The sequence below is a fragment of the Variovorax sp. J22R115 genome (genome assembly GCF_030317005.1).
Taxonomy (GTDB): Bacteria; Pseudomonadota; Gammaproteobacteria; order Burkholderiales; family Burkholderiaceae_C; genus Variovorax.
On sequence record NZ_JASZYM010000014.1, the window covers coordinates 26,394 to 40,149 of the forward strand.

Annotated in this window: 12 protein-coding genes; 4 read left to right on the plus strand and 8 right to left on the minus strand. The window is 66.3% G+C overall.

Going from position 1 to position 13,756, the window contains the following annotated elements; translation table 11 throughout:
• Nucleotides 1–64 precede the first annotated feature (64 nt).
• Complete coding sequence (locus QTI04_RS23780) at nt 65–952, plus strand: LysR family transcriptional regulator (RefSeq protein WP_286599616.1); 888 nt, start codon at nt 65–67, stop codon at nt 950–952.
• A gap of 15 nt (nt 953–967) precedes the next feature.
• On the opposite strand, the gene QTI04_RS23785 is transcribed toward QTI04_RS23780, so the two are convergent.
• The 7 genes from QTI04_RS23785 to QTI04_RS23815 all read right to left on the minus strand — a co-directional run bounded on the left by QTI04_RS23785 (nt 968) and on the right by QTI04_RS23815 (nt 7,863).
• The gene (locus QTI04_RS23785; protein ID WP_286617783.1) at nt 968–1,831 is read right to left on the minus strand and encodes a CoA ester lyase; all 864 of its coding nucleotides are present in this window, start codon (nt 1,829–1,831) and stop codon (nt 968–970) included.
• A 12-nt stretch (nt 1,832–1,843) separates the two neighbouring features.
• On the minus strand, nt 1,844–3,199 hold the full coding sequence (locus QTI04_RS23790) for an MmgE/PrpD family protein (RefSeq protein WP_286617784.1): 1,356 nt from the start codon (nt 3,197–3,199) through the stop codon (nt 1,844–1,846).
• Between the two features lie 88 nt (nt 3,200–3,287).
• Nucleotides 3,288–4,481 (minus strand): CaiB/BaiF CoA-transferase family protein, encoded by a 1,194-nt coding sequence (locus QTI04_RS23795; RefSeq protein ID WP_286617785.1) that lies wholly within the window; start codon nt 4,479–4,481, stop codon nt 3,288–3,290.
• A 131-nt stretch (nt 4,482–4,612) separates the two neighbouring features.
• Nucleotides 4,613–5,773 carry an acyl-CoA dehydrogenase family protein gene (locus tag QTI04_RS23800; protein ID WP_286599610.1) on the minus strand — a complete coding sequence of 387 codons (1,161 nt, stop codon included), beginning with the start codon at nt 5,771–5,773 and terminating at the stop codon, nt 4,613–4,615.
• A 31-nt stretch (nt 5,774–5,804) separates the two neighbouring features.
• The gene (locus QTI04_RS23805; RefSeq protein WP_286617786.1) at nt 5,805–6,662 is read right to left on the minus strand and encodes an acyl-CoA dehydrogenase; all 858 of its coding nucleotides are present in this window, start codon (nt 6,660–6,662) and stop codon (nt 5,805–5,807) included.
• Nucleotides 6,663–6,677: 15 nt separating this feature from the next.
• A complete protein-coding gene (locus QTI04_RS23810) occupies nt 6,678–7,460 on the minus strand; it encodes a citryl-CoA lyase (protein WP_286599607.1) in 783 nt (260 codons plus the stop codon).
• 238 nt (nt 7,461–7,698) lie between these two features.
• Complete coding sequence (locus tag QTI04_RS23815) at nt 7,699–7,863, minus strand: zinc ribbon domain-containing protein (RefSeq protein ID WP_286599606.1); 165 nt, start codon at nt 7,861–7,863, stop codon at nt 7,699–7,701.
• Between the two features lie 181 nt (nt 7,864–8,044).
• On the opposite strand from QTI04_RS23815, the gene QTI04_RS23820 reads away from it, so the two are divergent.
• The 3 genes from QTI04_RS23820 (at nt 8,045) to QTI04_RS23830 (ending at nt 12,280) form a co-directional block, all read left to right on the plus strand.
• Nucleotides 8,045–9,610, plus strand: coding sequence for an acyl-CoA synthetase (locus QTI04_RS23820; protein ID WP_286617787.1), 1,566 nt, complete (start codon nt 8,045–8,047; stop codon nt 9,608–9,610).
• Between the two features lie 432 nt (nt 9,611–10,042).
• Nucleotides 10,043–10,558 carry a MarR family winged helix-turn-helix transcriptional regulator gene (locus QTI04_RS23825; protein WP_286617788.1) on the plus strand — a complete coding sequence of 172 codons (516 nt, stop codon included), beginning with the start codon at nt 10,043–10,045 and terminating at the stop codon, nt 10,556–10,558.
• 279 nt (nt 10,559–10,837) lie between these two features.
• On the plus strand, nt 10,838–12,280 hold the full coding sequence (locus QTI04_RS23830; RefSeq protein WP_286617789.1) for a cytochrome P450: 1,443 nt from the start codon (nt 10,838–10,840) through the stop codon (nt 12,278–12,280).
• Nucleotides 12,281–12,292: 12 nt separating this feature from the next.
• Here the strand turns inward: QTI04_RS23830 and QTI04_RS23835 are convergent, their stop codons facing one another.
• Nucleotides 12,293–13,738 (minus strand): DUF2252 domain-containing protein, encoded by a 1,446-nt coding sequence (locus QTI04_RS23835; RefSeq protein ID WP_286617790.1) that lies wholly within the window; start codon nt 13,736–13,738, stop codon nt 12,293–12,295.
• Nucleotides 13,739–13,756 lie beyond the last annotated feature (18 nt).

Below are 13,756 nucleotides of genomic sequence, written 5' to 3' on the forward strand. Positions count from 1 at the left end.
GAGGGGCTTTGGCGGGACAATCCGGGTCTCGTCCCCGCTGCTCGGCGCGTGCGCGCCCTCTTGCGTGAATCTGCATTTCGACCTTTTCGACCTGAAGCTCTTTGCCTACGTGGCTGACGCCAGGAGCCTGACGCGCGGCGCGGACAAGGCTTGCATCTCGCTGGCCGCCGCATCGACACGCATCAAGCAGATGGAGGAAGCCATCGGCGGCAAGCTGCTGCACCGCAATGCCCAGGGCGTGACGCTCACCGCGGCGGGCGAGGCCCTGCTCTACCACGCCAAGCGCGTGATGCAGCAGATGGAGCACCTGCGCATCGACATGCAGGACTTCGGCAAGGGCATCAAGGGGCACGTGCGCGTGTTTGCCAACACGACGTCCATCACCGAATACCTGCCAGAGAAGTTGGCCGGCTTCCTCACGCGGCATCCGGCGGTGCAGGTGGACCTGCGCGAATACCTCAGCGAGGAGATCGTGCGGTCGGTGGCCGATGGCGGCGCGGACATCGGCATCCTCGCCGGCGACGTGCACACCGGCGACTTCGATGCCCGCCCCTTCGGCCGCAATCAGCTGGTGCTGGTCGTCCCCGCGACGCATCGCTTCGCGGGCGCGGAGTCGATCGCCTTCGTCGACACACTCGAAGAGCAGCATGTGGGCCTGCACCATGGCAGCGCCATTCATCGCTTCCTGCAGCGCAAGGCGGAACTGGCAGGCCGGGGCTACAGCCCGCGCATCCAGGTCGGCAGCTTCGAGGCGATCTGTCTCATGATCGAAGCGGGGGTCGGCGTTGGCGTGCTGCCCGCCTCTTCCGCGCGACGCCTGTCGCGCGCCCTGCGCATCACCACCGTGGCGCTGGCCGATGCATGGGCCGAGCGCGAACTCAAGATCGTCGCGCGCGATCGCGAGCAGTTGCCGGCTTCGGCACGCGAGCTGTTCGACTATCTGGCCAGTTGAATCAGCCCCAGGCCTTCAGGGAGTCTGGGGACGCCCAGTCATCGCGGCACGCAGCACTGCTTGCGCCTTGAGCACCACGGGCCGATCGACCATCTTGCCGTCGACCGTGACCGGCGCACCGCCGCTGGCCGCATCGGCGTCGATCACGCGCCTCGCCCAGTCGACCTGTGCCAGTGTCGGCGAGAAGCCCCGGTTGACGACCGCGACCTGCTTCGGATGAATGCACAGCTTGCCGCCGAAGCCCATGCGCCTCGCGTGCAGGGCATCCGCTTCAATGCGCGCCGGATCGTCGATGGCGGTGCTCACGCCGTCGACGGGTGACTGCAAGCCCGCGAGACGCGAGGCCAGCACGATCCGCGAACGGAAGAACAGCAACTCCTGGCCATCGCCTTCGATGTCGAGGTCGGCCTGGAAGTCGATGGTGCCGAACACCAGGCGCTGCACGCCGGGCGCCGACGCGATTTCGTCCAGCCGCGCGATCCCGCGCGCGGTTTCGACGAGGGGCCACAACGCCACCGCGGGCAGCACCGTCGCGATGGCGCGCAGCACGGCGGCGTCCTCGGCCTTCGGCAGCATCAGTGCCTCGACGCCCGCGCCGGCGCACAGCGACAGGTCGGCTGCATGCCACGGCGTGTCCGCGGCGTTGATGCGAACCGCGACCAGGGGATGAGGTTCCGTGTTGCCCCGCCGTGCGGCAAGCCAGTGCGCCACCTGCGCGCGTGCGTCCTCCTTTCGGTCGGGCGGCACGGCATCTTCGAGATCGAGCACGACGGCGTCAGCACCGCTCTGGCAGGCCTTGTCGAACCGCGCGGCCTGGTGACCGGGCACGAACAGCAGGCTGCGCGCAACAGCCTTGCCGGAAGAAGGAGCGAGTGACATCGGCCCTGCCCTTCAGCCCAGCAACCGCCCGACGCGGGCCTCGCCAGCGAGGGCCCAGACGCGTTCGCACAGGGCCTGCGCCTCCTGCGGCGTGGCGGCCTCGCCGTACTGGGTCAGCCGCTTCATCTTGTCCTCGATCTCCGCGCGGCTCAGCGTGTTGCCGGGGTCGCCCTTGGGCTCGTCCACTCGACCCGATAGCGTGCGGCCGTCGGACGTGGTCACGCTGACCTTGCCGATCCAGCGCGCGGGATACGCGGTGTCGACTTCGCGGTCGAGTTCCATCATGACCTTGTCGCGGAAGGCGGCGACTTCGGGCGCGAGAAAGTCGCGGTCGAACTCGGTAAGGCCCGCGCGACCGTGTACCGCAATCAGGCCCAGCACCGTGCCCATCGAGAACTTGCCCTGATGCACCGTCGCCGGCACCACCACGCGGCCCAGCACGTCGATGGCGCCCTGGTGCACGTGGGTGACGACGCGCTCGATGTCGCCGGCCTTCAGGCCGTTCTTCGTCATGACCTCGAGCAGCGCATCGGCCGCAGGATGCGTATGGCGGCACGACGCGTGGTACTTGAACGAAGTCTCCGCCAATGCCCAGCGCGTGCCCAGCCCACCCGTGAGGCGCGCCGGATCCGCATCGGTTGACATGCCCACGCCCAGGCCCTGTGCGCCTTCGAGCACCCGCGCGGCACCGGTGAAGCCGTCCTGCGCGAGGTAGGCCGACATCAGGCCGCTGGCCGCCGCATGGGCGCAGTGCAGTTGCTTCGAATCGGCCGCGTCGCGCAGGAACTCCCACACGCCCGCGGACTGCGTACCGGCCGAGCCGAAGGCATGCAGCATCTGCGCCGGAGACGGGTCGAGCAGACGACCGACCGCCGCAGCAGCGGCCAAGGTGCCGGCCGTCGCCGTGGTGTGGAAGGTCCGGTAGTGCGAGCGCCCCAGGAACTCGCCGACGCGGATGCCGACCTCGTAGCCGGCGACGACCGCCGTCAACAATTGCGCTCCGCTTGCGCCCACGGCCTGCGCCGTCGCCAGGGCCGGCGCGAAGACCACCGCCGCGGGATGGAACACCGAGCCGTTGTGCACGTCGTCCTGCTCCACGTAGTGCGACGCGGCCGCATTCACGAGCGCTGCGAAGACGGGCGATGTCGTGCGGCGCGAGATCAGCACTTCGCTCGGCCCGTCGGCAGGACCCATCATTTCCGCGAATCGCTGGATGCTTCGCACCGGCCGCGCCGAGCGCGCGGCGAGCACGGAGCCCAGCCAGTCGAGCATCAGGTCTTCGGTGCGGCGGATCACCGCATCGGGAACTTGCTCGAACGAGAGTTCAGCTGCAAAGGTGGCCAGGGCCTGACTGGGATGCTTGTTCATGGCAACGGTCGATCAAGAAGTGAAAAAAGGATCGGGAGTGCAGGACCCACACGAGGAAGGCGAGGGTGGGGGCAGGCCGGCTGCGATCTCACACCGCACCTTCGGCACGGAGAGATGCAATCGCTGCCGCGTCGTAGCCGACTTCGGCCAGGATCGAATCCGTGTGCTGCCCCAGCGTGGGAACCGCGTCCATTCGAGGATCCCACTCGCGCGGCATGCCCGGCGGCCACAGCGCGGGAATCGCGCCAGCACCCGTGCCTACCTCGGTCCAGCGCTCGCGAGCGCGCAGTTGCGGGTGCGCCCACACGTCCTGCATCGTGTTGGCTTGCGCATTGGCGATCTGGGCCGCGTCGAGCCGCTCGATGATCTGTGCCGCGTTGAAGGGCACAAAGGCCTGGATGATGATCTCGCGCAGTGCCTCGCGCGACGCCGTGCGCAGCGTGTTCGAGGCAAAGCGCGCATCGGTCGCGAGCGCCGGCTGCTCCAGCACCTTGGCGCAGAAGACCTGCCACTCCCTTTCGTTCTGCAGGCCCAGCATCACCATCTTGCCGTCGCCGGCCGGGAACGGGCCGTAGGGGTAGATGGTGGCGTGCGCGGCCCCTGCGCGCGGCGGCGGGGCCGCGCCGTCGAAGGCGTAATACAGGGGAAAGCTCATCCACTCGACCATGCTCTCCAGCATCGAGACGTCGATGCGACAGCCCTTGCCCGTCGTGCCGCGCTGCAGCAGCGCCGCGAGGATGTTGCTGTACGCGTACATGCCCGCCGCGATGTCGGCGATCGAGCAGCCGGCCTTGGCCATTTCGTCCGGCGTTCCAGTGACTGAGAGGAAACCCGATTCGCTCTGGATCAACAGGTCGTAGGCCTTCTTGTCGCGGTAGGGACCGGGCTGTGCCGCGTCATCGCCATAGCCGGAGATGTCGCAGACGATCAACCCCTTGTGCTCGGCCGACAGGGCCTCGTAGGACAGGCCCAGCCGCGCCGCGGCACCGGGCGCAAGGTTCTGCACCAGCACGTCGGCCTCGCCGACCAGGCGCTTGAGCACGTCCCGCCCCTGCGGATGCTTCACGTCCAGCGTCAGGCTTTCCTTGGAGCGATTGGTCCAGACGAAATGCGACGCCAGGCCGTTCACGCGCTGGTCGTAGGCACGCGCGAAGTCGCCGGTACCCGGCCGCTCGACCTTGATGACGCGCGCGCCCAGGTCGGCCAACTGACGCGTGCAGAACGGCGCCGCGATCGCATGTTCGAGCGTGAGGACGGTGATGCCTTCGAGCGGACGGGTCATATCAGTTTCATTTCAAGTAGAGAGCAGATTGCCTCATTCAGGAATACCGCGGAACCGGCTTTGCCGGGCCACAGGTGTTGCCCCCTGCAAAAGGGTGGGCGGCCACACGAAGTGGGCAAGCCTGGGGGTGTTCAAAAGGATCTCGGCAATCCAAGCATGTGCTCGGCGACGTAGCTCAGGATGAGATTGGTCGAGATCGGTGCCACCTGGTAGAGCCGCGTCTCGCGGAACTTGCGCTCCACGTCATACTCGGCGGCGAAACCGAAGCCGCCGTGGAACTGCAGGCAGGCATTGGCCGCTTCCCAAGACGCCTTGGCCGCGAGGTACTTCGCCATGTTGGCCTGCGCACCGCAGGGCTCGTGCGCGTCGAATCGGCGGCAGGCCTCGTAGCGCATCAGGTCCGCTGCCTCGATCTCGATGAAGGCCTCGGCGATCGGAAACTGCACACCCTGGTTCTGCCCGATCGGGCGACCGAAGACGACGCGCTCCTTGGTGTAGGCCGTCACCTTGTCGATGAACCAATAGCCGTCGCCGATGCACTCCGCCGCGATCAGCGTGCGCTCGGCGTTCAGGCCGTCGAGGATGTACTTGAAGCCCTGCCCTTCCTCGCCGATGAGGTTCTCGGCCGGGATCTCCAGGTTCTCGAAGAACAGCTCGTTGGTCTCGTGGTTGACCATGTTGAGGATGGGCCGCACGATGAGTCCGTTGCCGATCGCCTCTCGCAGGTCGACGATGAAGATCGACATGCCCTCGGATTTCTTCTTGACCTCGGCCAGCGGCGTGGTGCGCGCCAGCAGGATCATCAGGTCGGAGTGCTGGATGCGCGAGATCCAGACTTTTTGGCCGTTGATGACATAGCGGTCGCCCTTCTTCACCGCGGTGGTCTTGATCTTGGTGGTGTCGGTGCCGGTGGAAGGCTCGGTCACGCCCATCGACTGCAGCCGCAGGTCGCCGCTCGCGATCTTCGGCAGGTACTGCCGCTTCTGCGCTTCGGAGCCGTGGCGCAGCAAGGTACCCATGTTGTACATCTGGCCGTGGCAGGCGCCGGAGTTGCCGCCAGCGCGGTTGATCTCTTCCATGATCACCGAGGCTTCGGTGAGCCCGAGACCCGAGCCACCGTACTCCTGCGGGATGAGCGCGGCCATCCAGCCGGCCTTGGTCAGCGCGTCGACGAACTCGGCCGGATAGGCGCGCGCCTCGTCGACCTTGCGGAAGTATTCATTGGGGAACTGCGCGCACAGGTCGCGCACGGCGTCGCGGATGTCCTGGTGACGGTGAGTGGAGTCGCTCATGTTTGTGGCTTTGATTGAGTGGAAACGCGCTTCATTCCATTTGCGCAGTCGCTTGCATGAGCAGGGCGCCCTGTGCGTCCTCGGCCCATAGCGTGACGGAGCCGTCGGGTTGCGGCGCATGGCCGCACACGCGCAGCAATTTGCCGCAGGTCAGCGGCCGTACGGCCTTGAAGCTGTACGAACGCACCGACCGACCTGCGTTGTGCTGCTGCGCCGCTTCGAGCAGCAGCGTGGCGATCAGCGGACCATGCACGACGAGGTCGTCGTAGCCCTCGACCTGCGTGACGTAGGGATAGTCGTAATGGATGCGGTGACTGTTGAAGGTCAGCGCCGAATAGCGAAACAGCAGCGGCGCATCGGGCCGGTGCTCCATGGACCAGGCCGCATCGGCCGGCGGGGTCTGCGGTGGGGCGGACTCGCCGGGCTTGGGCGCTTCGCGATAGACGATGTCATGTCCCTCGCGCAGCAACAGCGTGCCGCCGGCATGCACTTCGTGCTGCACCTTCACGAACACGAGCGCCCCGCCCTTGCCCTGCTTCAGGCTGACATCGGCCACACGCGAGGTCTTGGTCGCCGGAGCCGCGAGTTGCAGCGGCGCCAAGAATTCAAACTGGCTGCCCGCCCACATGCGCCGCGGCAGCGGCACCGGCGGCAGGAATCCGCCGCGCGCGGGATGGCCATCCGGCCCGAGCCCGTTCTGCGGCGCGGTCGGCAGGAAATAGCACCAGTGCCACAGCGGCGGCAGCGCCTGCCCCGCTTGCCAGTCGTGCCCGTCGTTGCGCACCGTCGCGGCCATCGCGCTCGCGGTCCAGGGCGACATGAGTTCGTCGCGCGTCTCGAGGCGGCCGATCCAGCCGCGCAGGTGGTCGAGGTCCAGGGTGTCGGTCATGCGGGAATCCTTCGCTCAATCCTGGCGCGGACCACCGGCTTCGCGCTCCACGCGCTGCCAGATCTCCACACCCATCGGGTCGTTGATTTCTTCGAGGATGTGGCCCACGAGCCCGATCGCGCGCGCCATCACGCCGAAGCCGCGAATGATGCGCCACGGAAAGCCGAACTCGGCAGCGATCGCCCCGATGGCGCCCGTTGCATTGATGGGCAGCGACTTGCCCGACACACGCTCGGCCTCGGCCTGCACCGCCTGCATCAACGCGACGTAGTGGCTCGACAGGCCGTTCTCGGCCGCAATCTGGAACAGGCGCGGCGTGCGCGGGTCGATCGGCTTGTGCAGCGGATGGCCGAGGCCAGGCACGATCTCCTTGCGGGCGCGGTAGTCGGCCACGATGTCGCGCGCCATGTCGGCGAGCGGGCGCTCCGGCTTCGAGCCGAACGGAATGGCCTCGTACAGCATGCGCGCCGCGCCCTCGGTGCTGCCGACGAACACCGTGCCCAGGCCACAGAGACCGGCTGCGACGGCGGCCTGCAATGCCTCGGGCGCGCCGGCGTAGGTCAGGCGGGCAGCCAGCGCGCTGGGCGTAATGCCGTGCTCGACGAGCGTGACCACGATGGCGTTGAAGGTCACGGACTCCTGCGGCGTCGGGATGCGGCCCGTGAGCTCGAGGAAGGCCATGTCACCCAGGTTGAGGTGGCCGAGGATTTCGGACGGCAAGTCGCGCCCGCGCACGGTGACCTTGTCCGGCGTGCTGTGCCCGAGGTCGGTGTGCAGGTGCTTATTGATCTTCGTCATTGGAGGGGCTTGTAGGGAGAACGGCGACGAAGCGAATCTATTCCTCTGGCGGCGATGCGGGTCAGTGTTTGCCGAACCCTCCCTTCCGCAATGGCGAATGCCAATCACTGGCAGCGATGCTGTCCCAGCGCCAACTGGGCGGCTCGCTGGCTTTCGGCGTTTGTTGCGGACTGGATCGCCGCGTGGTCATCGGCGGGCGCTGGCAAAGAATCGTCAGCACTCGCCAATCACCGGCGTGCTAACTCTTCTTGGAGGTTTTCGCGAAGAACTGAGTCGGCTGGTGCTGGACGGCGTCACTGCCGCACTTCGGGCAATGCAAGCGAGCAATCTCATGCTCGGCCACGTGTTCGACGTGCTCGAAAACCTCGCCGCACTTTACGCAACGATATTGGTAAGTAGGCATGGCGCTTCTCCAACACATTAGCGGGCGGCGCAGATGCAACTTGGATGCCGGGCGCCCCTCGTGCCGCATCCTACGACGATGGCGCCGCCTTGGAAACTCTTGCGCGAAGAGCGTTCGGCACGACATCATCTGCAAACACTGCCCGGACGGAACGCGGCCTGCACGTGAAGGAGACGACGACATGAACGACCTTGCCCACCGCCAAACGATCGCCGACCTGCTTTACCGCAGCGCGAGGCGCACTCCGGCGAAGACAGCCATCGTGTGCGGCGACGTCCGCTGGACCTATGCCGAGTTCGACCGGATCTGCGATCGCGTCGCCGCAGGCCTCGGCGAGCTCGGGATCGACAAGGGCCACCGCGTGGCGGTGCTCGCGCGCAACTCGCACGGCTTCGCGGCGTTGCGCTTCGCATTGGCGCGCCTCGGTGCGGTGCTGGTGCCGATCAACTTCATGCTGAAAGCCGAAGAGGCGGCCTACATCCTGCGTCATGCGGGGGCCCGCCTGCTGGCGACCGACAGCGGCCTGGCCGAGTTGGCACGCGCGGCCGCGGCCATGGACACTGCCGTGCGCGACTTCGTCTGGCTGCCCTCGGAGGAGCCCGGTGCGCCCGCACCCGGGATGACGTCATTCGACGCACTGGCCGCGTCGTCCGCACCATCGCCGGAGGTGGAGCTTGCCGGAAGCGACTTGGCCCAGATCGTGTACACGAGCGGAACCGAGTCCCTGCCGAAGGGCGCGATGCTGACGCACGAAGCGGTGATCTGGCAGTACGTGAGCTGCGTCGTCGACGCGAGCATCTCGGGCGACGACCTCACGCTGCATGCCCTGCCCCTGTACCACTGCGCGCAGCTCGACGTGTTCCTCGGGCCGTCGATCTACGTCGGCGCCAGCAATGTGATCACCGCCAAGCCGACTCCCGACAACCTGTTGCCGCTGATCGAACGCCATCGCATCGGCTCCTTCTTCGCGCCGCCGACGGTCTGGATCTCGCTTCTTCGTTCGCCGCTCTTCGACACGACCGACCTGTCGAGCCTGCGCAAGGGCTACTACGGCGCCTCGATCATGCCGGTCGAAGTCCTGCGCGAGCTCGCGGCCCGGCTGCCGGACGTGAGGCTGTGGAATCTCTACGGCCAGACCGAGATCGCGCCGCTGGCGACGATGCTCGGCCCCGACGATCAGTTGCGCAAGCCCGGCTCCTGCGGCCGCGCGGTGCTCAATGTCGAGACCCGCGTCGTCGACGACCGGATGCAGGATGTCGCGCCGGGAGAAGTCGGCGAGATCGTCCACCGTTCTCCGCACCTGATGCTGGGCTACTTCCACGACGACGAGCGCACCCGGGACGCCTTCGAGGGCGGCTGGTTCCATTCCGGCGACCTCGGCACCATCGACGACGAGGGCTACATCGCCGTCGTGGACCGCAAGAAGGACATGATCAAGACGGGCGGCGAGAACGTCGCCAGCCGCGAGGTCGAGGAGGCGGTCTATCGCCTGCCCCAGGTTTCGGAGGTCGCGGTGGTCGGCGTGCCGCATCCGCTCTGGGTCGAGGCGGTCGTCGCGGTCGTGGTGGCCAAGAGCGGCCACGCGCTGACGGAGAAAGACGTCCTCGCGCATTGCGCAACGCACCTGGCCGGGTTCAAGGCGCCCAAGCGGGTGGTACTCGTCGAGAGCCTGCCGAAGAATCCGAGCGGAAAGCTGCTGAAGCGCCAGCTGCGGGAAACCTTGTCCGGGCTTTTTGCCGCGGACTGATCAGGGTGTGCAGGAACTTCTTGATCTTGGTGCAGGCGCCCCCGCGAGCTTCAGCGTCTCTCCATCTCAAATCGTCGAAGTCTTGTTGCGTCAGCCTGAGGACGGCTGCGCGCCGAGCGAGCTGGCGTAGTCGACGAAGAACGCCAGGCTGCACGGGTTCTGCATGGCGTCCGGGCTGGCGACCTTGCCCGCCTCCGCGCCCAACAGCAGCTTGCGACAGCAGTTGCTCCGGTCCGGGAGTTCAGAGGATTTCGGGTGCGGGGGAAGGCGAATCGTTTTGCATGGCAGGTCCTGAGGTTCTCCATCAGTTTTGAAGCTTGCTATCGTTGACGCGGTGTAGCCTGAAGACTCATCGCATGATATGTCCATATGTTGTCATACTATGTGGCAATGATCTCACTGACGCAAGACCTTTCCAAAAGAGACAGATCCATGGCTAACTCTAAGACGAACGAAGAATCTGCAAGGATTGAACTGGCCAATCGGGTATTCTTCCGCTTGTATCAATGTGCCAATATGTTGCATAAAACAGGCACAAAGGCGGTCGAAGCCGAGGGCCTGACGACGCAGCAATGGGCTGTGCTCGGTGCGCTGTCCAGGCCCGCCGCGACCGGAGGCATGAGCGTGGGCGATCTGGCGCGCTACCTCAAAGTGAGCAGGCAGAACCTCTCCGGTCTGCTCAGTCGCATGGAACGGGACGGACGAATCCAGACCGCGGCTGACGAACGCGACCGCCGGTCGCGTCTCGTGTCAATGACGACAGCGGGGCTGCGCGTATGGCAACACGAGGCTCTGCCGAAAATTCACGGCTACTACGCGCAGGTGCTCGAGGGGTTTTCGGTGAACGACATCACTCACACCTTGCACTACTTGCTCAAGATTCTGGAAAACATGCAAGAGGTCGACGAACGACAAGGAGGTGGCGACGAGGCTGTTTCAGAACTTTGATCGGCCTCGCAGGTGCCGAAGCGCTGGCATTCAGGCTGTGTTCATCTCCGCGGCTCAGGATGAGTTTTCCTCCGGACCCTACTCAAAGGTCCTTGCCCGCTTCGGCGGGCTTTTTCATGGGCGCCCAGGTCGGCCACTTCGCACGATCCCGGCTACAGAGGCAGGTCGCGAACGCCATTCGCCAACTCGGTCGGCCGCCGCTCACCAGAAATGTGGATTGCCGACATCTCGAAACTGCCCAATACTGCTCGGTCCGATCAACCATCGGTCAACAACGCCATGAACTCGTCCACAGCGGCAACCCGGCTGCGCCAGTTCGACGAACTGCCCGGTCCACGTGCCGTGCCGGTGTTCGGCAACCTGCTTCAGGTCGACTCCACTCGGCTGCATTTGCAACTGGAACAGTGGTGTGAAGAGCACGGCCCGATCTTCAGGCTGCGCCTCGGCCCTCGCCGCGCGGTGGTAGTGGGTGACCATGAATTGATCGCGACAGCCTTGCGTGACCGCCCCGACGGCTTTCGTCGCACCACCAAGCTGGAACAGGTGTGGACGGAACTCGGCCTGATGGGTGGCGTGTTCGGTGCCAACGGCGAGACCTGGCGACGCCAGCGACGCATGGTGATGGCCGGCTTCGACCCCGGCAGCGTCAGGCGCTATCACCCTGCGCTGCAGCGCGTCGGACTGCGACTGGCCCAACGCTGGCAGCAGGCCGCGCGTCAGGGCACCACCATTGATCTGCAGGCCGACCTGATGCGCTATACGGTGGATGCGATTGCGGGTCTGGCGTTCGGCGCCGAAGTCAACACGCTGCAAAGCGACGAGGATGTGATCCAGAAGCACCTGAATCGCCTCTTTCCGGCGGTGTTCAAACGCATCTTTGCGCCACTTCCACTGTGGCGCTGGTTCCCGTCGGCCGAAGATCGCGCTCTGGTGCGCAGCGTGACCGAGGTGAATGCGGCCGTCAATGGCTTCATCGTCGAAGGGCGCAGGCGACTTCAGGCGAATCCGGCCCTGCGCGAGCACCCATCCAACCTGCTGGAGGCCATGCTGATTGCCGCTGACGAACCCGACAGTGGGATGGACGACAAGCAAGTGGCAGGCAACGTGCTCACCATGCTCCTGGCCGGTGAAGACACCACCGCCAACACGGTGGCCTGGATGATCCACTTGCTCTGGCAAAACCCGCAGGCGCTCGCCAAGGCCACAGCGGAAGTACGCCGCGTGTGCGCCGATGGCGAGCCGCCCGACATCGACCAGATCGGTCAGCTGGACTACGTTGAAGCCTGCGCCCACGAGACCATGCGCCTGAAGCCGGTGGCGCCGCAGAACGCGATGCAAGCCCTGCACGACACCACGCTCGGCGACGTGCACATCCCGGCCGGCATGGTGGTGATCGCAGTGATGCGGCGCGACGCAGTGAGTGAACGCCACATTCGCAATGCCGCCAGCTTCGACCCCGAACGCTGGCTGGCGGACGGCCACCCCGGGCAGACTGCCAGTGCCGCCAAGCGCATCTCCATGCCCTTTGGAGCTGGCCCGCGCATCTGCCCTGGACGCTTCCTGGCCCTGGTTGAAATGAAGATGGCGATGGCGGTTCTGTTGAGCCGCTTCGACATCCAGTACGTTGGCACGGCCGACGGCAAGGAGCCGCGCGAGCTGCTGCAGCTTTCGATGGCGCCGGTGGGATTGACGATGAAGGTGCGCGAGCGGCCACTCATCTGAGCGCCGGCGAAGCTAAGGCGTGCTCGCCACCTCGACCGCACCGCTGCGCGCTGCCTGCGCAAACGTTTCGTGGTCACGCCGGGTCTGGTCCGCATAGGCGGCCGCAAAGCGCACCAGCGCGTCGTCGAAGGCTTCCGACTTGCCGAGGTAGCCGGCAATCATCGCCGCGTCGCCTGACTTGGCATGCGCCAGCGCGAGGGCCCAGCCGCAGAGCCTGCAGTATTCGGCGAATGCGGACGGGGTGGTTTCGCCCATGTCGAGTTCGATGCCACCCTTCATGTCGCGCAACTGGCGCACGTAGAAGTCGGTTCTGTCGAGTTGCCCCCAGCCCAGAAAGATGTCCGGCGAGCCCTGGATCAGCCGCTGGCCCACCACCACCCGCTGTCCTTCGTTCAGGGGCCCCTTGCCGGACCCGGGCCAGGGGACGTAGGGCGACAGCACCGAGGGCTCCGCTTCCTTGATCTGGAGGAAGAATGGATCGTCCTCGTCCCGCCCCTGCATCAGCACCACCCAGCAGCGCGTACCGACGCTGCCCACGCCCACCACCTTCTGCGCCACATCGAGCACCCGGTAGCGCGACAGCAGGAAGCGGCGCTCGGGCGCGAGCGAATCGAGGTAGGTCGCCAGGAAGTGGCCCAGCGCGTCCTCCACCGGCCTGCCGGCCGAGGTGTGGCTCACGCGCACGATGAACGGATGCTGCTCGATGATCCGGTGTTGGTCGTCCACCAGATCGGTCATCTTGTCGAGCACCTGCAGGTGGTTTCGCTTCCGCGCCTTGTCCAGCAACGCCGAGGCGGCGCTGCGGAACCAGGGCGACAGCGTCTCCAGCAGCCGCGCGCTGTCGATGGTGTCGTACCAGACCTCGAGCAGTCCCATGCCGGCATAGCGCCGCATCCGCTGGCGGTAGGAGGCCGCGGCGAAGCGAACCGCGGCCTCGCGCGCCTCGCGGTCGCCGCCCAGGTGCTGGCATGCGACATGTGCGCTGGCGGCGAGCCGCTTGATGTCCCACTCCCAGGGGCCGGGCTGGGTCTCGTCGAAATCGTTGATCGCGAACACGAGTTGGCGTTCGGCCGACGCGAACACGCCGAAGTTCGCGACATGCATGTCGCCGCAGGCCTGCACGCGCAGCGCGGTCGTGGGGCTCGCCGCAAGGTCGGCGGCCATCACCGCGGCCGAGCCGCGCAGGAAGGCGAATGGCGACTGCAGCATGCGGGCATGGCGAACCGGCACCAATTTCGGCAGCCGCGTGCGGGCCTGCGCAAGCAGGATGCCCACCGGGTCGACGCCCGGAGGCCGCTCGAACGTGCCGAGGCTCGCACGGGGAACCCGTTCGCGAATCGTCTTGCCGATCGCCATGCGTTCGTCGACCGTCGGCTTGCGCGCGGTGAATGCGTTCGACAACTCCTGGGCCCGCGTCGCGTCTTCCGCTCCCGCGTCGGCCTTCTTCTTACGTGCCATGAATGCTCCGGTCCGCCA